The sequence below is a fragment of the Mesorhizobium sp. GW821-FHT04C10 genome, from assembly GCF_059420305.1.
This window is the reverse complement of record NZ_JBWKTL010000001.1, coordinates 3,938,081-3,957,221: the sequence shown is the minus strand read 5'-3', so window position 1 is coordinate 3,957,221 and position 19,141 is coordinate 3,938,081. Positions and strand designations below refer to the sequence as shown.

Annotated in this window: 20 protein-coding genes; 8 read left to right on the top strand and 12 right to left on the bottom strand. The window is 63.1% G+C overall.

Annotation, left to right across the window (positions count from 1 at the left end; all coding sequences use genetic code 11):
* The first annotated feature begins 9 nt into the window (after positions 1 to 9).
* Positions 10 to 1,365 (top strand): M24 family metallopeptidase, encoded by a 1,356-nt coding sequence (locus tag AC07UC_RS19125; RefSeq protein ID WP_494907049.1) that lies wholly within the window; start codon positions 10 to 12, stop codon positions 1,363 to 1,365.
* Here the strand turns inward: AC07UC_RS19125 and AC07UC_RS19120 are convergent.
* Positions 1,330 to 2,157 (bottom strand): phosphate/phosphite/phosphonate ABC transporter substrate-binding protein, encoded by an 828-nt coding sequence (locus tag AC07UC_RS19120; RefSeq protein WP_494907048.1) that lies wholly within the window; start codon positions 2,155 to 2,157, stop codon positions 1,330 to 1,332. The genes AC07UC_RS19125 and AC07UC_RS19120 overlap by 36 nt on opposite strands.
* A gap of 90 nt (positions 2,158 to 2,247) precedes the next feature.
* Positions 2,248 to 3,258, bottom strand: a complete 1,011-nt coding sequence (locus AC07UC_RS19115; RefSeq protein WP_494907047.1) for a fatty acid desaturase — start codon at positions 3,256 to 3,258, stop codon at positions 2,248 to 2,250.
* A 229-nt stretch (positions 3,259 to 3,487) separates the two neighbouring features.
* Here AC07UC_RS19115 and AC07UC_RS19110 point away from each other — a divergent pair, with 229 nt between their 5' ends.
* Positions 3,488 to 4,345, top strand: coding sequence for a helix-turn-helix domain-containing protein (locus tag AC07UC_RS19110; RefSeq protein WP_140772996.1), 858 nt, complete (start codon positions 3,488 to 3,490; stop codon positions 4,343 to 4,345).
* Positions 4,346 to 4,453: 108 nt separating this feature from the next.
* Complete coding sequence (gene bmt / locus AC07UC_RS19105; RefSeq protein ID WP_494907046.1) at positions 4,454 to 5,476, top strand: betaine--homocysteine S-methyltransferase; 1,023 nt, start codon at positions 4,454 to 4,456, stop codon at positions 5,474 to 5,476.
* 15 nt (positions 5,477 to 5,491) lie between these two features.
* On the opposite strand, the gene AC07UC_RS19100 is transcribed toward bmt, so the two are convergent.
* The 3 genes from AC07UC_RS19100 to AC07UC_RS19090 all read right to left on the bottom strand — a co-directional run bounded on the left by AC07UC_RS19100 (position 5,492) and on the right by AC07UC_RS19090 (position 8,853).
* Positions 5,492 to 5,761, bottom strand: a complete 270-nt coding sequence (locus AC07UC_RS19100) for a hypothetical protein (protein WP_181179885.1) — start codon at positions 5,759 to 5,761, stop codon at positions 5,492 to 5,494.
* Positions 5,762 to 6,124: 363 nt separating this feature from the next.
* The gene (locus tag AC07UC_RS19095; RefSeq protein WP_494907045.1) at positions 6,125 to 8,290 is read right to left on the bottom strand and encodes a vWA domain-containing protein; all 2,166 of its coding nucleotides are present in this window, start codon (positions 8,288 to 8,290) and stop codon (positions 6,125 to 6,127) included.
* 2 nt (positions 8,291 to 8,292) lie between these two features.
* A complete protein-coding gene (locus AC07UC_RS19090) occupies positions 8,293 to 8,853 on the bottom strand; it encodes an RNA polymerase sigma factor (RefSeq protein WP_140772991.1) in 561 nt (186 codons plus the stop codon).
* Between the two features lie 222 nt (positions 8,854 to 9,075).
* Here AC07UC_RS19090 and AC07UC_RS19085 point away from each other — a divergent pair, with 222 nt between their 5' ends.
* A complete protein-coding gene (locus AC07UC_RS19085; RefSeq protein ID WP_494907044.1) occupies positions 9,076 to 9,630 on the top strand; it encodes a chromate transporter in 555 nt (184 codons plus the stop codon).
* A complete protein-coding gene (locus AC07UC_RS19080) occupies positions 9,630 to 10,181 on the top strand; it encodes a chromate transporter (RefSeq protein ID WP_140772987.1) in 552 nt (183 codons plus the stop codon). Before AC07UC_RS19085 ends, AC07UC_RS19080 begins: the two co-directional genes overlap by 1 nt.
* A gap of 17 nt (positions 10,182 to 10,198) precedes the next feature.
* Here the strand turns inward: AC07UC_RS19080 and AC07UC_RS19075 are convergent, their stop codons facing one another.
* The 5 genes from AC07UC_RS19075 to AC07UC_RS19055 all read right to left on the bottom strand — a co-directional run bounded on the left by AC07UC_RS19075 (position 10,199) and on the right by AC07UC_RS19055 (position 15,520).
* Positions 10,199 to 10,936 carry a dienelactone hydrolase family protein gene (locus AC07UC_RS19075; protein ID WP_494907043.1) on the bottom strand — a complete coding sequence of 246 codons (738 nt, stop codon included), beginning with the start codon at positions 10,934 to 10,936 and terminating at the stop codon, positions 10,199 to 10,201.
* Between the two features lie 144 nt (positions 10,937 to 11,080).
* Entirely contained in the window at positions 11,081 to 12,388 is a 1,308-nt protein-coding gene (locus AC07UC_RS19070) for a CynX/NimT family MFS transporter (protein ID WP_494907042.1), read from the bottom strand.
* Entirely contained in the window at positions 12,385 to 13,062 is a 678-nt protein-coding gene (locus AC07UC_RS19065; protein WP_494907041.1) for a FadR/GntR family transcriptional regulator, read from the bottom strand. The genes AC07UC_RS19070 and AC07UC_RS19065 overlap by 4 nt, the downstream gene beginning before the upstream one ends.
* A gap of 102 nt (positions 13,063 to 13,164) precedes the next feature.
* Positions 13,165 to 13,848: a hypothetical protein gene (locus tag AC07UC_RS19060; RefSeq protein ID WP_494907040.1), complete on the bottom strand. Its 684-nt coding sequence runs from the start codon at positions 13,846 to 13,848 to the stop codon at positions 13,165 to 13,167.
* A gap of 97 nt (positions 13,849 to 13,945) precedes the next feature.
* Positions 13,946 to 15,520, bottom strand: coding sequence for a trimethylamine methyltransferase family protein (locus AC07UC_RS19055; RefSeq protein WP_140772979.1), 1,575 nt, complete (start codon positions 15,518 to 15,520; stop codon positions 13,946 to 13,948).
* A gap of 284 nt (positions 15,521 to 15,804) precedes the next feature.
* On the opposite strand from AC07UC_RS19055, the gene AC07UC_RS19050 reads away from it, so the two are divergent.
* Entirely contained in the window at positions 15,805 to 16,503 is a 699-nt protein-coding gene (locus AC07UC_RS19050) for a corrinoid protein (protein WP_027046950.1), read from the top strand.
* Between the two features lie 85 nt (positions 16,504 to 16,588).
* On the opposite strand, the gene AC07UC_RS19045 is transcribed toward AC07UC_RS19050, so the two are convergent.
* Positions 16,589 to 16,726, bottom strand: a complete 138-nt coding sequence (locus AC07UC_RS19045) for an entericidin A/B family lipoprotein (RefSeq protein ID WP_019858698.1) — start codon at positions 16,724 to 16,726, stop codon at positions 16,589 to 16,591.
* Positions 16,727 to 16,780: 54 nt separating this feature from the next.
* Between AC07UC_RS19045 and AC07UC_RS19040 the strand changes: the two genes are divergently transcribed.
* Positions 16,781 to 17,419: a DUF1638 domain-containing protein gene (locus AC07UC_RS19040; protein WP_202321830.1), complete on the top strand. Its 639-nt coding sequence runs from the start codon at positions 16,781 to 16,783 to the stop codon at positions 17,417 to 17,419.
* Here the strand turns inward: AC07UC_RS19040 and AC07UC_RS19035 are convergent.
* Positions 17,416 to 18,339 carry an NAD-dependent epimerase/dehydratase family protein gene (locus tag AC07UC_RS19035; protein ID WP_494907039.1) on the bottom strand — a complete coding sequence of 308 codons (924 nt, stop codon included), beginning with the start codon at positions 18,337 to 18,339 and terminating at the stop codon, positions 17,416 to 17,418. The genes AC07UC_RS19040 and AC07UC_RS19035 overlap by 4 nt on opposite strands.
* Positions 18,340 to 18,490: 151 nt before the next feature.
* Between AC07UC_RS19035 and AC07UC_RS19030 the strand changes: the two genes are divergently transcribed.
* On the top strand, positions 18,491 to 19,066 hold the full coding sequence (locus AC07UC_RS19030) for a DUF4893 domain-containing protein (RefSeq protein ID WP_494907038.1): 576 nt from the start codon (positions 18,491 to 18,493) through the stop codon (positions 19,064 to 19,066).
* Positions 19,067 to 19,141 lie beyond the last annotated feature (75 nt).

Here is a 19,141-nt window from a genome sequence, read left to right as displayed (position 1 = left end):
GGTTCGACCATGGACAGCGCGGCGCCAAAGGGCAGCTTCGGCCGCCATCGCAAGATCATGCCGTTCGAGCCTGGCTCGATCGAGGAATTGCGCGAAGGCTCCCGCCAGAAGGCGGCTTCGCTCAACCAGCATGTGTTGGGCTATGGCGCGATAGCTGAAGCGGAGTGGGCGGCGGCGGGCATTGCCGCCCCCGATCTTCCGGCGATGCGCAAATACCGGCTGGAGCGCATCCGCGCCGAGCTGAAGCGGCGCGGCTATGCCGGTGCCCTGCTCTACGACCCCGTCAATATCCGCTATGCGACCGACAGCACCAACATGCAGCTATGGGTGGCGCACAACCCGACGCGGCATTGTTTCGTCGCCACCGAGGGCCCGGTGGTGCTGTTCGACTATTTCTCCTGCGAACATCTGTCCGATCACTCCGGCGTCGTCGACGAGGTGCGTCCGGCCGTGTCGTGGATGTATCTCTATGGCGGCGAACTGACAGACCAAAAGGTCCGCCGCTGGGCCGCCGGCATCGCCGATCTGGTGAGGGAACATGGCGGCGGCAACAGCCGTATCGCGGTCGACCACCTCAATCCGGAAGGCGTCGAGGAGTTGGCGCGCCTAGGTGTCTCCATCGGCAACGGCGAAGCGGTGATGGAAAACGCAAGGCTGATCAAATCGCCTGATGAAATCCTCGCCATGCGCCGTGCCATCGTCGCCTGCGAGGCGGCAATGGGTGAGATGGAACGGGCACTGATATCAGGCATCTCCGAGAACGAATTGTGGGCCGAACTGCATCGCGGCAACATTGCGCGCGGCGGTGAATGGATCGAGACGAGGCTGCTGGCGTCGGGCCCGCGCACCAATCCCTGGTTCCAGGAATGCTCGTCGCGCGTGATCGAAGCGGGCGACCTCGTCGCCTTCGACACCGACCTGATCGGCCCCTACGGCTTCTGCGCCGACCTGTCGCGCACCTGGCTTTGCGGCGACGCAAACCCGACCAACGAGCAGCGCGACCTGTTCCGCATCGCCGCCGAGCAGATCGAACACAACACGCAATTGATGCAGCCCGGCATTTCGTTCCGCGATCTTGTCGAGCGCTCGGTGGTGCCGCCTGGAGACTGCTTCCCGACGCGCTACGGCGTCCTCTACCACGGGGTCGGGCTGGCCGACGAATACCCCACGCTGCCGCATGCCAGCGACTGGACGCCGGACACGCCCGACGGCGTGCTCGAACCGGGCATGGTGTTGTGCGTGGAAAGTTATATCGGCCGGCTGGGCGGGCGCGAGGGCGTCAAGATCGAGGAGCAGATCCTGATCACCGAGACCGGCAACGAGCAGCTTTCAACCTACCCGTTGGATGCGAGGCTGCTCGGCTAACCCGGCAAGGGCTTCGCGCATTGCCTTGATTGTCTTTTCCGGCGTCGTCCGGGCGGTAATGAACGGCAGGCCCTTGCGCCGTGCCGTCCAGCCGACGATCACGACCTTGCGCGCCGCCGGCTCGAAACGTTGCGCCAGCGCCCAGCTCTCGCAGTCAATCGCGGCTATGTCAGCCTTGCCCTCGGCAACGGTGACGATCGAGCCGCGATGGCCGCCGCTTGCGCTGCGCGAGGAAAAGATATCGAGGCTTTCGCCGGCCGCCTGCAGGTCGCGCGTCAGCCCGATAATGCCCGACATCGAATCGAGGCTGTTGAAGGTGAAGCGCTTGCCACGGATCAGGTCGAGCGGCAGCAAGGCCTTGCCGTCCGCGGGCGAGCGGACTTCCGGCCCCTCGCCGATCCGCATCACCAGCGCGCTCGAATAGAGCTCGCCCTGCCCGCCTTCATAAGCGTCATAGCTTGGCTGGCCAACCACCTGCACATGGTTCGACAGGCCGAGTTCCATCGGTCCCCAGCAGGTCTGCGCGAACAGCAGCGCCGGGTGCAGCCAGAGCTTGTGAAAATCGAGTTCATCCGGCGGCAATGTCACCGGATCCGGAGCGATCAAGGCTCCCTGGGCATCGCGGATGCCGCCCGGCACGGGCGGCAGGTCGCCATTGCGGCGCACGATGGTTTGCGGCGCATCGATGCCCTTTTGACGGAAGGCGTCCCGCAACAGCGCCCATTGCGCGTCTACCTCGCCGCGCGCCTCGGGCCAGTCATACATTGGCAGGGCCGCAATCGATTCACTCATGCCGATATCAAATCATCATGTTTGGAGAAAGGATCGCAAAAACGCGGCGTCCAATCAGAATTGGCCGACACGTATCCCGGGATGCCCGGACTATTCCTTTGGCGGCTCGGCGGGCACCGGCGCGCTGCCGAGCCCATTGATGTTGCGGGCCCGGATGCGTGGCTTGAACGCCCGGCCGTGCTCAGGCGCGCGACGCAGCACCGGGTGCACGATCGGCTCCTTTGCCTTGAAGGCATAGGCTTTGATCAGCGCGAAATAGTTCGGATAGGCATAGCCATTGTTCATCCGCAGCCACTCGTCGCGGCGCTCGCGAAACAGCTTGGGCAGCTTGTACCAGGCGACTGTCGGGGTCTTGTGGTGGACGAAGTGCAGATTGTTGTTCAGGAACAGGAACGACAGCGGCGAGCGCTCGATGATCACCGTGCGGCCCTCCGGATGCTCGGACCATTGATGCTCGGCAAAGGTGCGGATCGCGATCAGCGACTGACCGAGCCAGACCGGTGCCAGAATGTAGAGCCAAAGCGGAATGCCGAAGCCGAACTGCACGATAGGCGCCACGATGGCGAGGCCGATCGCATGCAACAGCCATGCTTTGCGGATCGCCTTGTCGCCGGCCATGATCTGCTTGGCGTCGTCGATGAAGAAGCCGATGCAGGACAGCCAGGGGCCGAGGAAGAACCGTCCGGCCATGGTGTTGTTGACCTTGAGCAGGAATTTCATCGTCGGCGGCAATTCGTCGTGCTGCCACAGCGCCTGATAGTAGCTTTCCGGATCGTCCAGTGGATCGGTCAGCCGCTCGTCGGCATGGTGGCGCAAGTGCAGCGTCTTGAAGCGCCGGAACGGCCAGACAAGACCGATCGGCAGGAAGACGAACGCTTCGTTGATCAACGCGTTGCGCGTCGGATGGCCATGCAGCACTTCGTGCATGATCGACGACTGCAGTGCCAGGACAAAGCCGAGGAGAAAGAGCGCCAAGATGGGGTAGGAAGGCCAGAGCAGGAAACCGATGGCAAGCCACGTTCCGTAACAGAAGAAAGCGAGAACCGTGGTTGGCCACTCGATGGCCGGTGCGTTGCGTCGCTTGATGCTCTTGCCTGTCATGCTATCGACCACTGCCCCTCAGTCGCCGGAACCCCCAATGGCTCCTGACAGCATAGTGTCAGGAGAAGCGATTCCACTCAACGCGACAAAGTATACAAAATGTTGCGATTGCGCATTTTTGACCGCATATGTTACACATTGTAAACAACCTTAGGGATTCATTTACGCCTGAGACGGACCCCGGGCCGCTTCGGCGCAAATTTTTCCTCAGGATTCGGAGAACCGGACGATGGACAAACGCGACCTGTCAGCAATCTTCCGGGAGCGTCTGAGGCTGCTCCTGACACGATCGGATCTCAACCAGTCTGCCTTCGCTTCAGCGGTCGGCATCGACCGGTCGGCACTGTCGCAGCTGATGTCGGGCGCTTCGACGCGCCTGCCGAGGGCCGAAACGCTGCTCAACATCGCCGCTGAATTCAAGGTATCGCTCGACTGGCTGCTCGGTCTCAGTCAGGACGAAGGCGTCACCGGCGAAATCCGTGAAAGCCTGGAGATCGAGGAAGCGCCCGACGGTTTCGACCGCACCCTGCTCGCCAAATGGTTCGCCGAGGCCGCGGGCACCAAGATCCGTTACGTGCCGGCCGGCATCCCCGACCTGCTGCGGACCCGCGCGCTGGTCGACTATGAGGCCAACATCACCAACAGGAGCCGCCTGGCGCAGGCCAGCGAGACGCAATACCGCATCGAATACAACCGGCGCCCGGAAACCGACATGGAAGTCTGCATGCCGCGCCACACGCTGGAGATTTTTGCCCGCGGCCTCGGCGTCTGGGACCGTTTTCCGGAGGCCGATCGCCAGCAGCAGCTCGCCCATATGGCGACGCTGCTTGACGATCTCTACCCGACCTTCCGGCTGTTTCTCTATGACGGCCGCATGCGCTATTCGATCCCGCTCACCATCTTCGGGCCCTATCGCGCTGCCATCTATGTCGGTGACATGTATGTCGTGCTGAACGCCACCCAGCCGGTTCAGGCACTGACCCAGCACTTCGACAACCTGATCCGGGCCGCCGACGTCAACCCGCACGAGGCCGCCGCCTTCGCGCGCAATCTGGCCGGCATGACGTTCCCGTCAGGCTCTGCCTGATCGACGGCCATCGCGGCAATCGAGCAGCCCGTCACTTGCAAAATCATTGACTAGACATAAAGACTTCTTTATATCCTTATTCGAATTCGAAATATGAAAGCCAATCCGATGACGACGACCAATCCGATCGATGCCCTGCTGGCTGAAAAGGGCGTGCTGCTGGCCGATGGCGCCACGGGCACCAATTTGTTCGCCATGGGTCTGGAGGCCGGCGAGGCGCCGGAACTGCTCAACGAGACCGCGCCCGACACCATCACCAGCCTGCACCAGAATTTCGTCGATGCCGGCGCCGACATCATCCTGACCAACTCCTTCGGCGGCACCCGCCATCGGTTGAAGCTCCACCATGCGCAGGACCGCGTGCATGCGCTGAACAAGCGCGCCGCCGAGATTGCGCGGGCCGTTGCCGACAAGGCCGGCCGCAAGGTGATCGTTGCCGGCTCCGTTGGCCCGACCGGTGAATTGCTGGTGCCGCTCGGCGCCATGACCTATGACGAGGCGGTCGACGCCTTTGCCGAGCAGATCGAGGGTCTCAAGGAAGGCGGCGCCGAAGTGGCCTGGATAGAGACCATGTCGGCGCCCGACGAAATCCGCGCCGCGGCGCAAGCCGCCATCCGCGTCGGCCTGCCCTACACCTATACCGGCTCCTTCGACACAGCCGGCCGCACCATGATGGGCCTGTTGCCGAAGGATATCCATGGCGTGGCCGACGGGCTGTCGCAGGCCCCGCTCGGCGTTGGCGCCAATTGCGGTGTCGGTGCCTCCGATATCCTGGCCTCGCTGCTCGACATGACCGAGGCGAAGCCGCAGGCGACGGTGATCGTCAAGGGCAACTGCGGCATTCCCGAATTCCGCGGCACCGAGATCCATTATTCCGGCACGCCTGAATTGATGGCTGACTATGTCCGTCTCGCTGTCGATGCCGGCGCGAAAATCGTCGGCGGCTGCTGCGGCACCTCGTTCCAGCACCTTGCCGCCATGCGCAAGGCGCTCGACGCCCATACCAAAGCCAGCCGCCCGACGGTCGAAACGATCGTCGAGCGCATCGGTCCGATGCGCAACAAGGTAGCGACGGAAAACACCACCGAGACCAGCGAAGCACGCCGCGAGCGCCGCCGCAGCCGGGCCTGAAGCAATATCTTTGGGTTAATCGCTATTGTCAGCGTAGCTCGACTGCGCCGACTTGAAATCGACCACGTTGTCGCCGCGCATCGTCATCAGAGCACCGGATGAACCCGGGTCGGTGATCTGTTCCAGCATCAAGCGGAAGCGGTCGTTGGTCAGCGCCGACATTGCGGTGTCACGCGCCTGCGCGACATCGTCGCTGATGCGTCTGGTTTCGGCTGACGGGGCTGATGAAACCGGCGAAGCGTCTCGCACCGGCGGCGGCGAGTTGGCGATAGTCCTAGTCTGCAATTCCGGCTCCCTCAAGCCCCGTAAACAAGCCCGGTGTAACAAGAGGACATTGCGATCCGGTACCGGAAATACCGCGCAATTTAACGATCATGCCGCTTAGCGCTGCGCCAGGATCTGTTGAGATTCAGGTCAGGCCGAGCCGAGAATGGTGGCTTCCGAGAACCGGAGCGGAGCGTACTTAAAAGTACGTGAGCACCGGAAGCGCAGGAAGCCGCCATTCGCAGGCCGGTCTCACCTGAATATCAATAGATCCGAAAAAAAGGCCGGCAAGGGAATGACCCCTCGCCGGCCTGCCTCACCCGCCCGTAGGCCGGTTTCCCATATCAGAACGATCCCATCTGAAAGAAACCGGCCGTATCACCACTACCGGTTGCCGCCCAGCGCCGAGGCAAGGCGCACAAGCGAGAGGAACTCGGACCTGTACCCAAACGGGTCGGCTCCTCGAGCGGCGGTGGCGATCTCCATGATCTTGTCGTAACCGAACTTCGCGGTCGCATCCTCGTCGCGCAGCTTCTGGCCAAAAGCCGCGACCGCGACGGAGAAACGCTGGTCGGTGCTGGCCTGGTCGAAGGATGCCACCTCGTTGGCCGATGTCACCGGCGTGGTGATCAGCTTCGAGACGTCCTCGTTGGGCAGCTTGTAGCGGATCTTGACGAAGGCATATTCATCCGCGTTGGCGACACCGCCATTGTTGACCGTGGCCTGGCCATAGCGCAGCGGGTCGATCTGCTCGCCGCCGCTGCCCTTCGGCGTGATCTCGTAAATCGCGGTGACCGAATGGCCCGAGCCGATATCGCCGGCATCGACGCGGTCGTTGTTGAAATCCTCGCGGTTCAGCGCCCGGGTCTCGTAGCCGATCAGGCGGTATTCCGAGACCTTGTTCGGGTTGAACTCGACCTGGATCTTCACGTCCTTGGCGATGGGGAAAAGCGTCGAGGAGGCATCCTCGACCAGCACCTTTTCCGCCTCGGCCAGGGTATCGATATAGGCGGCGGTGCCATTACCATTCTGGGCGATGGTCTGCATCATCTGGTCGTTCAGATTGTCGTGGCCAAAGCCGAACACCGACAGGAAGACACCGCTCTTGCGCTCCTGCTCGATCAGGCGCTTGAGATCATCATCGTCGCTCTGGCCGACATTGAAGTCGCCATCGGTGGCCAGCATCACCCGGTTGACGCCGTCCTTGACGAAGGATTGCTGGGCAAGCTTGTAGGCCTCCTTGATGCCGGCCTCGCCAGCGGTCGAGCCACCCGGCTGAAGATTATCGATGGCATTGAGGATCTTGTCCTTCTCGGCAGCCCTGGTCGGCATCAGCACGGTGCCGGCCTCGCCGGCATAGGTGACGATGGAGATCGTGTCGTCGGCCTTCAGCTTGCTGACCAGCAGCCGGAATGCCGACTTGAGCAGCGGCAGCTTGTCGGGTTCGTCCATCGAACCCGACACATCGATCAGGAACACCAGATTGGCCTTCGGCTGCTCGGTCGGCTTGATGTCGAAGCCCTTGATGGCGACATGCATCAGCTTGGTGTGCCCGTTCCACGGCGTCGGCATGACGCTGACGGTCGAGTTGAACGGCGTCGACGCCGAGTCCGGCCCCTTCCAGTCATAGGGGAAGTAGTTGATCATCTCCTCGACACGCACCGTGTCGGCCTGCGGCACGGAGCCTTCCTTCAGCGAACGGCGCACGAAGGAATAGGAAGCGGTGTCGACATCGATCGAGAAGGTCGAGACCGGGTCTTCCAGTGCGGCATGCACCGGATTGGTCTTGAAATCCTGGACGCGATTGCGGCTCTCCTCCTGCGGCGCGATCTGATCGGCCGGTGCCATGGCCGGCTGCGGCGCCATCAGCTTGGACTCGGCCGCGGGCATGCGGGCGACCCGCGATGTGCTGGGCGCGGTTCTGGTGCCATCCAACGCGAACTCGCTCGTCGGGGCCGGCGCCGGCTTGTAGGTCCTCAAAGTGCCCGACTCGAGTTCATCGACTGTTGCCGGAGCCTCAGCCGGCACGCCACGCCCCAGTGCATTCTGCTGCGCCACGCCGCCGGCCGCAGTCGATTCGGGTTTCGGCGGAGCGGTCGGCGCGACAAGCGCATCGGCAGCGTCGCGGCTCTCCACATCGGCATCGGCCTTCTTGTCCTTCGCCAGTTCGGTCGGAGCCTGCTTCGGCTCTGCCACGATCGGCTTCACGGTCGCCGGCTTGTTGGCCAGCGTCTCGGTGATCTTTTCGTCGCCGCCGAATTTAGGCGGCTGCTCCCTCAGCAGGTGGAAAGTGGCGTATCCGGCGATCGGCAGGGCGACGAGCCCGGCAAGGGCCGGCGTGGCGATGAGTTTCTTTTGCATGATCTCGCTCCAGAGCTTTTGTGCTCGCTCTGTGAGACGAAGACCGCCGACCGATCCTTGGGTGACGGCAGAAATATTTTCCTGATCATAGGCGCGCATGGCGGCCTCGAAGGCGCGCGCCTTCGCGCTCTCGCCCGGCGCCGGTGCTGCGATATCGCGCAGTCTCTTGAGTTCGTTATCGTCGACCATGGTCACACTTCCCCGGCCGAGCGCATCAGCGTCTTCAGCCGTTTCTTCGCTTCATGGATGTGCCAGGAAACCGTCGTCTCCGAGATCGCCATCGCCTCGGCGGCGGCCGCGTGGCTCAAGCCCTCGCCATAGACAAGCAGCACGGCATCGCGCTGCTTGTCCGGAAGCTGCCGCACCGCTGCCCACAGCGCCTCGGCCGGATCCTCGCTCTCGGCCGGGGCCTCGCCCGAAATCAGCGCATGGACGCCATAAGCCTCGGTCTTGACCGTCTCGCGGGCGGTCTTGCGCATCATGTCGCGCGCCGCGTTCATCGTCATGGTGTAGAGCCATGTCGTGAAGGCGCCGCCACCGCGATAGTCGCGGATCGCCTTGCCGAGCCGGACGCAGACTTCCTGGGCGATGTCTTCGGCATCCGCCTTCTTGCCGCACCAGCGATAGGCGGCGCGATAGACGAAGTCGTAGTGGCGCTCCAGCAATTTGCCGAAGGCCCCCCTGTCTCCGCCCTTCGCCCGCCCGATCAGTTCGGCGTCGGAGGCTTCGCTCTCATCCAGCATCATCGCCATCATTTGCCTGTTGGACGAAGGCTAATGGCTGATCCTTGGGGTGATGCAAAGATTTTTTTCCGCCCAGCGCTTTAGCGCTCAATCACCCGCCGGGACGGCTTCACATCCGGCGCAAGAAAGAGTGACCCGCTGGCATCAAGCATGGTGCTGGCAATTCCATATGGACTCGGGTCTCTGGTTCTTTTGTCCAGCAAGTAGATGGCCACGGTCAGAACGTCGAACATGTCCGAACCGGAAACACCGTCCACCCCCAGCTGCTCGCAGCTGTTCTGGATTTTCACACGCATCGCCCTGACCAGTTTCGGCGGTGGATTGAGCGGCTGGCTGCTGCGGGAATTTGTTCAGAGCCGCAAGTGGATGACACAGGAGGAATTTCTCAACGGCCTGTCGATTTCCCAGGCCCTCCCGGGTGTGAACGTCAAGAACATGGCTGTCTGGATCGGCTACAGGCTGCTTGGCTGGCGTGGTGCCGCTATTGGCTTTGTCGGGATTATCGTCCCGCCCGCCATCGTCATAGTCCTGCTGGGAGCGGTATTCTCTTCACTGTCGCGCTATGCGCTGACACATGTTGCGCTAACCGGAGCCGCGGCGGCGGCCGTCGGCCTGTCGCTCTCGATGGGCATCACGGCCGCGCGAGCGGTGCCTCGAAACGTTGTTCCCATGACGATCATGGCCGGTACATTCATTGCCGTCGCACTTCTGCACTGGCCGCTTTTCTGGGTCGTTCTCGCGGCTGGGACAGTGAGCGTCGCCTACACCTACGCCAGGGCAGGTTGATGAGCGAGACCCCACAGACATCGTTGTTGCTGAGCTTGCTGGCGGTCTTTGCTCCGCTCTCGCTTGTCACCATCGGCGGCGGGCAGAGCGCCATCGCCGATATCAACCGGCAGGTGGTCGACGTCCATCAGTGGCTAAGCCAGGCGCAATTCGTCGACGCCTTCGCCATCTCGCGCATGGCCCCGGGGCCGGGATCGCTGCTGGTTACGCTGATCGGCTGGCAAGTCGCGGGTTTTTGGGGCGCCGTCGTTTCAACGCTGGCAATTTTCGGTCCAACCACCTTTCTGATCTACGCGGTCGCTCATCTGTGGTCCCGCAACGGCGGCGCACGCTGGAAGCGAGCGCTGGAGACAGGGCTCCGGCCAGTCGCCGCCGGAATGATCCTCGCGGCGACCTACGTGTTGCTGCAGGCGATAGATGGCGGCTGGGTCGCGCGCGCCATCGCATTGGCATCAACCGCCGCGCTTCTCCTGACCAAGGTCAATCCGCTGCTTTTGATCGGCGCAGGCGTGACTATTTTCATCGGACTTCATGCGATCGGCCTCGTTTAGGCGATCCGCCCGACGGCTCAGATCAGTGTTTCGGCAAACAGCGTGATCAGCCTTTGCCAATGCCGCTCGGCGCCGGCTTCGTTGTAGACGCTGTGATCCGGCACGCACCAGCCATGCGCCATGCCGACATAGTTCTCGATCGTGTGGTCGACCTCCGCGTTCCGCAGTGCCTCCTCCAGCCGGGTCGACTGTTCCGGCGGGAAACTCCTGTCGACGCCGGCCATGCCGACATAGACGCGTGCCTTGATCGACGCGGCCTTGCGGTGCGGGCTGTCGGCGGCGTCGCTGGCGAGATTGCCGCCATGGAAACTGGCGGCGGCCTTGATCTTTTCGGGATAGGACGCGGCAGCGTTCAGCGCCCGCGCACCACCCATGCAATAGCCGACCGTGCCGATAGGCCCGGTGACGCCTTCGCCGGCGAGCGCATCGAGAAAGGCCGCGCTGTCGCTGATCGTCATCTCCTGTGTCGTGCCGGTGACCAGCGCCATCAGCGCCGCCTTGGTCTTTTCCTCGACGAAGGCTGTCTTGGCATCGAACGGCCCGTAAGGCGCGTTGCGGTGGAAGAGATCTGGCACCAGCACCGCATAGCCCTCACCCGCCAGTCGCTCGGCCATGCCGTCGAGCGCCGGTCGTGGACCGAACGCATCCTGGTAGACAATGACGCCGGCCTTGGCTGGAGAGTTCCTGGCCGAGCGGAACAGGCCCGCCTTCGCCACACCGTCACGGGTCTTGATCTGAAGGTCCTGCTTCGTCATTGCCTGCTCCGTTGATCAGATCAGCGATACATATCCGCGCAAACCGCCACGGCAAGGCGTTCCCTGAGCCCCTTGGTCAACATTTCGTGCAGGATCGCGTGACGCGTTGGCGGGTTCCCGAGGCCGCGTCGAGGAAGGCTTGTATCAGCCTTCCCCCTCGATGCGCATGGTCGTGGCGCCGACATGCAGCGCACGTCCGGCGCCGACCCCCATGATGGCGGCACCCAGTCCAAGCGCGACGAACAGGAAGGCGGATTCCGAGAAACTGCCGGTCCAGCCGCGGATCAGGCCGACCAACAGCGGTCCGGTTGCCGCAAGCACATAGCCCACGCCTTGCGCCATGCCCGAAAGATGCGCGGCGACATGCGAATCCGGCGAACGCAGAACGATCAGGGTCATGGCGGCAGCGATCAGGCCACCTTGCCCGATGCCTTGCAGGATTGCCCAGAAAAGCACGGTCGAAGTCGGCGCGAAGAGAATGCCGAGCAGCGCGACCACCGCTATGCCAACAAGCACCACGTTGATGCCGCGCTGGTCCTTGAGCCGTACCGCGATGGAAGGCACGGCAAGGCAGGTGATGACCTGCGCCATGACAGACACCGAAGCGATGGCGCCGGCGGTGGCCGCGTCGAAGCCGCGCTCGCGCAGGATCGGCGCCAGCCATCCGAAGATGCAATAGGCAAGCGCCGACTGCAGTCCCATGAACAGTGTCACCTGCCAGGCCAGGCGATCGCGCCACAGACCGACGACGCGAAAGCCGCGATGGCTGACCTGTCGCCGGCCGCCCAGCGCCTGCGGGATCCAGATCAGCAGCACGACCAATGTCGGCACCGCCCATGCGGCGAGCGCGCCCGACCATGAGCCCGTGACAAAATGCTCGATCGGCAGGGTGAGGCCGGCGGCAGCGGCTGAACCAGCGCATAGGGCCATCGTGTAGAGCCCGGTCATGAGGGCGGCACTGCCGGCAAAATCGCGCTTGACCAGCCCCGGCAAAAGCACGTTGCCGATGGCGATGGCGCCGCCGGCAAGGAAGGTGGCGACAAACAGCAGCGGCACCGAGCCGAACCAGCGCAGCCCGGTTCCCAGCGCCAGCAGCGCAAGCGCGCCAAGCAAGGTGCGTTCAGCCCCGTAGCGCTGGGCAAGCCTGGGAGCAAAGGGGGCGAACAGACCGAGGCACAAGACCGGCAGCGTGGTCAGCAAGCTGGCGCCGGTCGTCGAAAGACCGGTCGCCTGCATCACCTCGGGCAGCAGCACCGACAGGCTGGAAAATAGCGGCCGCAGGTTGAAGGCGATCAGCACAAGGCTTGCGCCAAGCACGATGCGCGCGGCACGGCTGCGCAGTTCGGGTGGCTGTGGCTTCGGCAAGCTATCGGCTTCGGCATCGATGAGATCCAGCCCCTCGACGGCCTTGGATTGCGCCATCGGAGCGGGCTGACGAAACGTCTGGTTCATTGGGAAAGCAGTCTTTCAAGTTGAGCAAGCACCGGCGCCATGAAAGCACGGACGGCGGAAACCGCGCGATCAGGGTCACCCGCGGCTATGGCGTCGACGATCGCCGCGTGCGCCTGCTGGTCCGGCTCAGGCAGTTCGCCGTCGATGGTGGCATGGATGGTTTCGGTGATGGCCGCGGTGAAGAAGTCGTAGAGCTCCATCATCGCTCTGTTGCCGGACGCCGCGACGACCGACTTGTGGAAGGCGAGATCGCGCTGGATGAAGGCGTCGCTCCCGCCATTGGCGGCGGAGCCGCGCTCGGCAAGAAGCAGGCGCATCCGGTCGAGATCGGCGGGTGTGCGGCGCAAGGCGGCAAGCCGCGCGGCCTCCAGGTCCAGCGCCGCCCGCGCCTCCCATTGGTCGCGCAAGCCGGTTCGCTTGACGCGGTCGAGCGCGGCCGATGAATCGACGGTCGAGCGCACATAGGTGCCAGAGCCCTGGCGCGTATCCAGCAATCCTTGCGAGACCAGCACCCTCACCGCCTCGCGCACCGTGCCGCGGCTAACCGAGAGAAGGTCGCTGAGAGCCGCCTCATTGGGAATGCGCTCGCCCACGCCCCAGCGGCCGCCGACGATTTCGGCGCGCAGGCTCCCGGTTGCGCTGTCGGTAAGATTCGTTCGGATGGCAGGTTGCATCGGCCTATTCATCAAGTCATCAGATGACTTGATGAATAGGCTTGCTTTTGCCTGCCGTCAAGGTTCACATCAGCAAGTCCAAGCGCCACGCAATGGCGACGATCAGCTCCCGGCCCGTGCGAAGCTCGCCATATGGAAGGCCTGAACTTCCGGCGGATAACGATAGGCGGTGCCATAGGGACAGGCATTGCGGTCGAGGCAGCCGCCGCTCCGGCACGGTTCGCCATTCCCGCCACGCACATGCGCCAGGCAGGCCTGGTAGACGAAGCCTTCCCTGGAATAGGCATCGACCGGACAGGATTTCAGGCAAGGTTTCTCGATACAGGTGTCGCAAAGGTGGACTGCATCAGCCCGCTCCGGGAGCGCGATCTCGTCCTCGAATAGCAACGCGCCGCGATAGGCATGCCAGAGCCCGTATTGCGGATGCATGAGAATACCGAGCGGCGACGGTTTTAGCCCCTCAGCACGCATCGCCCATTGCTGGAACGGCAGATAGGGCTTGTCCGAGGGCGAAACGGCGCGGGCGCCAAATTTTTCCGCGATCGCGCCGATTATTTCGCGTGACCATGTGTCGAGCGGATTGGCGATTGCCTGGGGTTGTTGCTCTCGCCAGCGCAGGAAATGCCGCCAGGGTGCGGCACCCGCCTGCCCCACCAGCAGAATGGACCTTGCCGATGCACCCGAAGCGCCATGAGGGGCATCGCTATCGGAAAAAGCAAAGCCGCCACGCAGGACGAGGCCGTTGGCGTCAAGCGCGGCCGTGATCCCTTCGATCATGCCGCGCACGAAGTCATCCCTTCTTGTCCGGATCGGAGAAGGCACTCCGCCAGACTTCCTTGTGGATGATGTTGGCGACTTTAGCCCCGCCTGACTCGGGCTCCTTTCAGGTGAAGGCGTCGGGCATCGACCCCTTCTTCCTGGCGATGAAGTCCTTCAGGGCTTCGTCGATGCTCGGGTCGAGATGCGGCGCCTCGTAGCTCTCCAGCCAGCGGCGGGCTAGATCGTTGGCGCGTTGCGGCGCGGTCTTTTCGCCTTCGGCCAGCCACTGCTCATAGGAATTGTTGTCGGCGATGTTGGAGCGGTAGAAGGCGGTCTGGAAATTGGCCTGGGTATGGTCGCAGCCGAGATAATGGCTGCCCGGCCCGACCTGGCGGATGGCATCCATCGCCTGGCCGTTCTCCGACAGATCAACGCCCTCGGCGAATTTCTGCTGCATGCCGAGCTGGTCGACGTCCATCATGAATTTTTCGTAGCAGGACGCCAGCCCGCCCTCGAGCCAGCCGGCCGAGTGAAGGACAAAGTTGGTGCCGGCAAGGATGGTCGAGTTCAGCGTGTTGGCGCTTTCATAGGCGGCCTGCGCATCCGGAACCTTGGACGCGCAGAGCGAACCGCCGGTGCGGAACGGCAGGCCGAGACGGCGGGCGAGTTGTGCCGCGCCGTAGGAGACCAGCGACGGTTCCGGCGTGCCGAAGGTCGGCGCGCCCGACTGCATCGAGATCGACGAGGCGAAGGTGCCGAACAGCACCGGCGCGCCCGGCCGGATCAGCTGGGTGAACGATGCGCCGGCCAGCACTTCGGCCAGGACCTGCGTCAGCGTGCCGGCGACCGTCACCGGGCTCATCGCGCCGGCAAGGATGAACGGCGTGACGATGCAGGCCTGGTTGTGCCGCGAATAGACCTTCAGCGCGCCAAGCATGGTTTCGTCGAACACCATCGGCGAGTTGGCGTTGATCAGGCTGGTCAGCACCGTGTTGTTCTCGACGAAATCGTCGCCGAAGACGAGCTTGGCCATGGCGACGGTGTCCTCGGCGCGCTCCGGCGCGGTCACCGAACCCATGAACGGCTTGTCCGAGTACTTTATGTGCGAATAGATCATGTCGAGGTGGCGCTTGTTGACCGGCACGTCGACCGGTTCGCACACAGTGCCGCCGGAATGGTGAATCGACGGCGCCATATAGGCCAGCTTCACGAAATTCCGGAAATCCTCGATCGTCGCATAGCGCCTGACACCATCGAGGTCGCGCACGAAGGGCGGACCGTAGACCGGTGCGAACACCGTGGCATTGCCGCCGATCTGCACCGAGCGTTCTGAATTGCGGGCATGCTGTGTATAGACGGACGGCGCGGTCTTCAGGAGCGAACGGCAAAGCCCCTTCGGGAAATGCACGCGCTCGCCCTTGACGTCGGCGCCGGCCTCTTTCCACAGCTGCAGCGCTTCGGCGTCGTCGCGGAAGATGATGCCGATTTCCTCGAGCACCGTGTCGGTGTTCTTCTCGATCAGCGCCAGCCCTTCCTCGTCGAGCACCTCATAGACGTTGATCTTGCGCTTGATATAGGTGAGCTGGGTGCCGGGCCCGCCGCCGGAGCGCGCCGCGCGCCTGGCCGCGGCTCCGCCGCTCGCGCCGCGCCCACGCCGCGCGTTTGACGCTTCCTGGTCGACTGCCGCGTGTTCGCTCATGATCGCTCTTCCCTGGCTGGGCCCTAATATGGGCCGGTCCGTAACCGTTGCGGCCGCATGGCGCGGCTTTCGCCGGATCGTAGCCATGCACCCTATTCGAAACGGCCCGTCCGCGCCAACGCCTGTCGCAAAATCGACAAGAAAACCAATAGATTTTCCAGTCGCTTTCCTTTTGCGGGAAGTCGCAAATCAGCTATGGATACCCGCCCGTTGCGGGTTAGGTATGAACGCCAATATTTTGTGCCTTGCGACACAGTCGCGATGCCGTGAGGAGCTGGATTAAAATGTCCGACGACGAGATCATCCTTTCTGAACTTTCCGACGACGAGTTGGTGCAGCAGATGCACGACGACCTCTATGACGGGTTGAAGGAAGAGATCGAGGAAGGCACGCGCATCCTGCTGGAGCGCGGCTGGGTGCCCTACAAGGTGCTGACCGAGGCGCTTGTCGAAGGCATGCGCATCGTCGGCGAGGATTTCCGCGACGGCATCCTGTTCGTTCCCGAAGTGCTGCTGTCCGCCAACGCCATGAAGGCCGGCATGTTCATCCTGCGCCCGCTGCTTGCCGCCACCGGCGCGCCGAAGCAGGGCAAGATGGTGATCGGCACCGTCAAGGGCGACATCCACGACATCGGCAAGAACCTGGTCGGCATGATGATGGAGGGCGCCGGCTTCGACGTCATCGATCTCGGCATCAACAACGCGGTCGAGAAATATCTCGATGCGATCGAGCAGCATCAGCCCGACATCATCGGCATGTCGGCGCTTTTGACCACGACCATGCCCTACATGAAGGTCGTCATCGACACGATGAAGGAAAAGGGCATCCGCGACGACTATGTCGTGCTGGTTGGCGGCGCCCCGCTCAACGAGGAATTCGGCAAGGCCGTCGGCGCCGACGCTTATTGCCGCGATGCCGCGGTGGCGGTCGAGACCGCCAAGGACTTCATGAAGCGCAAGCATAACGTGCGCGCTTCCGCCTGATCCAAGGCATCAGGATGGACAGACAGAAAAAGCCGCGCCTTGCAGCGCGGCTTTTTTGTTCCCAGATGATGGATGAGGCCGCCGATCAGTTGGCGACAGTGTCTTTGACAGCCCTTGCCGTCGATTTGACATCCTTGCCGACGCCCCGAATGGTGTTGGCGCAGGCTGTAAGGGCCAAGGCACAGGCAAGAATGGCAATCGGCGCGATGCGCAGCAGTTTCATGGACGGTGTCTCCCTCGACAGATAGATTAGCCCCGCAGCGAAAGCCGGCTCGACTTGGTCAAGACGCAAAAAACGAAACCGAATCAGACAGACAGGCTGCTCGTCATCGCCTGCGGGATGATTGCGCGCGAGGTATTGGCCGTCAAGGAACAGCTCGGGCTGGATCACCTTGACCTGACCTGCCTGCCTGCCGAGTTTCACTTCTATCCCGACCGCATCGCGCCCGCCATGGACAAGGCGATCGGGAAGGCCAAGGCGGAGGGCTACGAGCACATCTTCGTCGGCTATGCCGATTGCGGCACCGGTGGCCTGCTCGACCGCGTCATCGAGAAACATGGCGTCGAGCGCATGGCTGGCCCGCATTGCTTCGCCTTCTATCAAGGCATGGAAGCCTACGCGAAGGTTGCCGACGACGACATGATGTCCTTCTACATGACGGATTTCCTGTGCCGCCAGTTCGATGCCTTCTTCATGAAGCCGCTCGGCCTCGACAAGCACCCGGAGCTGATCAAGGACTATTTCGGCAACTACGAGAAGCTGATCTATCTCGCCCAGACCGATGATCCCGAGCTCGACAAGGTCGCGGAAAAGGCCGCCGTCCTGCTCGGCCTCGCCTATGAGCGGCGCGCGACCGGCTATGGCGACCTGACCGCGGGGATGGCGCAAGCAGCAAAAACGGGTGAATTGATCTAGCCCGGCCCGTTCTCCGCGCTTAGCGCCGCCAGCACATCGGCAAAGCTCGTCCTGCAGACAAAACCCAGCCTGTCCCTCGCCCGCGACGCGTCATAGACCCGGTCGATGGAGGAAAACATCGTCCAGCCCTTGCGCGCGTAGAGCGCCGCGAAGTCCGGGAAATAGCGCCCGACAACCGACGGCGCATCCCTGATCAGTGCATCGCAGTCGTCGGGCTGGAACGGCGTCGGCGCACAGATGATAAACGTATCGAAGCCAAGCTGCGGCGCCTTCTCCAGCGCGGCGACATGGGCCTCGGCCGCATCTTCCACCGTCAGCCGCCGGAACAGCAATTCGTTCGCCTTGGTGTTGGCATCCGATTGTTCGATCGCATGCGCCATGTCATCGGCTTCGGGAAAGAAGCGGGCCGTGCGCAGGACGACCACCGGCAGGCCGTGCTGAAGATGATAGAGGCGGCAGAGATGTTCGGCCGAGAGCTTGGTCACGCCATAGATGTTGCGCGGCTCGGGCGACATCGCCTCCGTCAGCCAGGCGGCCTTGCGGGCACCGCCCTTGAACCCGTGGCGTATCGCTTGCGAGATCATCAGCGAGGTTGTCGAGGTGAAGACGAAGCGTTCGACGCCGGTCGCCACCGCCGCGTCGAGCAGGTTCAGCGTGCCCTGCACATTGGTGGCGACGAAATCGCTGTTGGCGCGGCTCTCTATATTGGGCTTGTGCAGCGCGCCGCTGTGGATGATGGCTTCGATGCCATTATCCCCGACCGCCCGCATAACCAGGTCACGCTCGGCGATCGAGCCGATCATCTGCGTTTCAACAGATGGAACAGGGTCGAGGCCAATCACCTCATGGCCAAGTGCGCGCAGGCGCGGCGCCAGGGTGCCGCCCAGCCAACCCGACGATCCCGTGAGCAAGATTCGCATGCGCCCCACCATGATTTTTGACGGTGACGCTGTTAAGCACGGATGACAGGCGCGAGCGACCCGGTAAAGTCAGCCACCAGCCGGCAGAAGCGCCGCTCCGGACATTAACTGCCATTTTCAACTGCCATTTTAGAGACTCGGGGAGTTCCAGATGATCCTTCGCCCACTGCTCGCGGCCATCGGCCTGCTCTGCTGCACCTTGCCCACGCTCGCCGACGGCCAGGTGCAGAAGCTGATCACGCCTGCCGACAAGACCCGTCTCGACAAGTATGGCGAGACGCGCAAGGCAGCGCTTGCCGAGGCGAAGGCGGGCAATCCGGCCGATGTCAAACAGCTCGATGCCTTGCTGGCGAAGCCGCTGGTGTCGTTCTCCGACAAGGACCTGACTGGCTATTGGAAGTGTCGCACCATCAAGGCGGGCGGGTTGAGCCCACTCGTCATCTATGGCTGGTTCAAGTGCAAGGTGACCGACGACGGCTCCGGGTGGCGGCTGGAAAAGATCAGCGGGTCGCAGCGAACCCAAGGCCGCTTCTTCGACGACAACGAGAAGCGCGCAATCTATCTCGGCTCCGGCTCCGTCAACAACGATCGGGCCAAACCTTACGGCAGCGGCCCGCAGACCGACCAGGTCGGCTATGCCTTCCGCACCAGCGCCAGCGAATGGCGCATCGAACTTCCCGCGCCCTATTACGAATCGAAGCTCGACATCATCGAGTTCAAGCGCTGAGCGTGGTCATCAAGATTTAACCCCCTTCCGGCACAAAATCCGGCCAGCACGCGGCAGCCGGCCGCATGCAAGGCA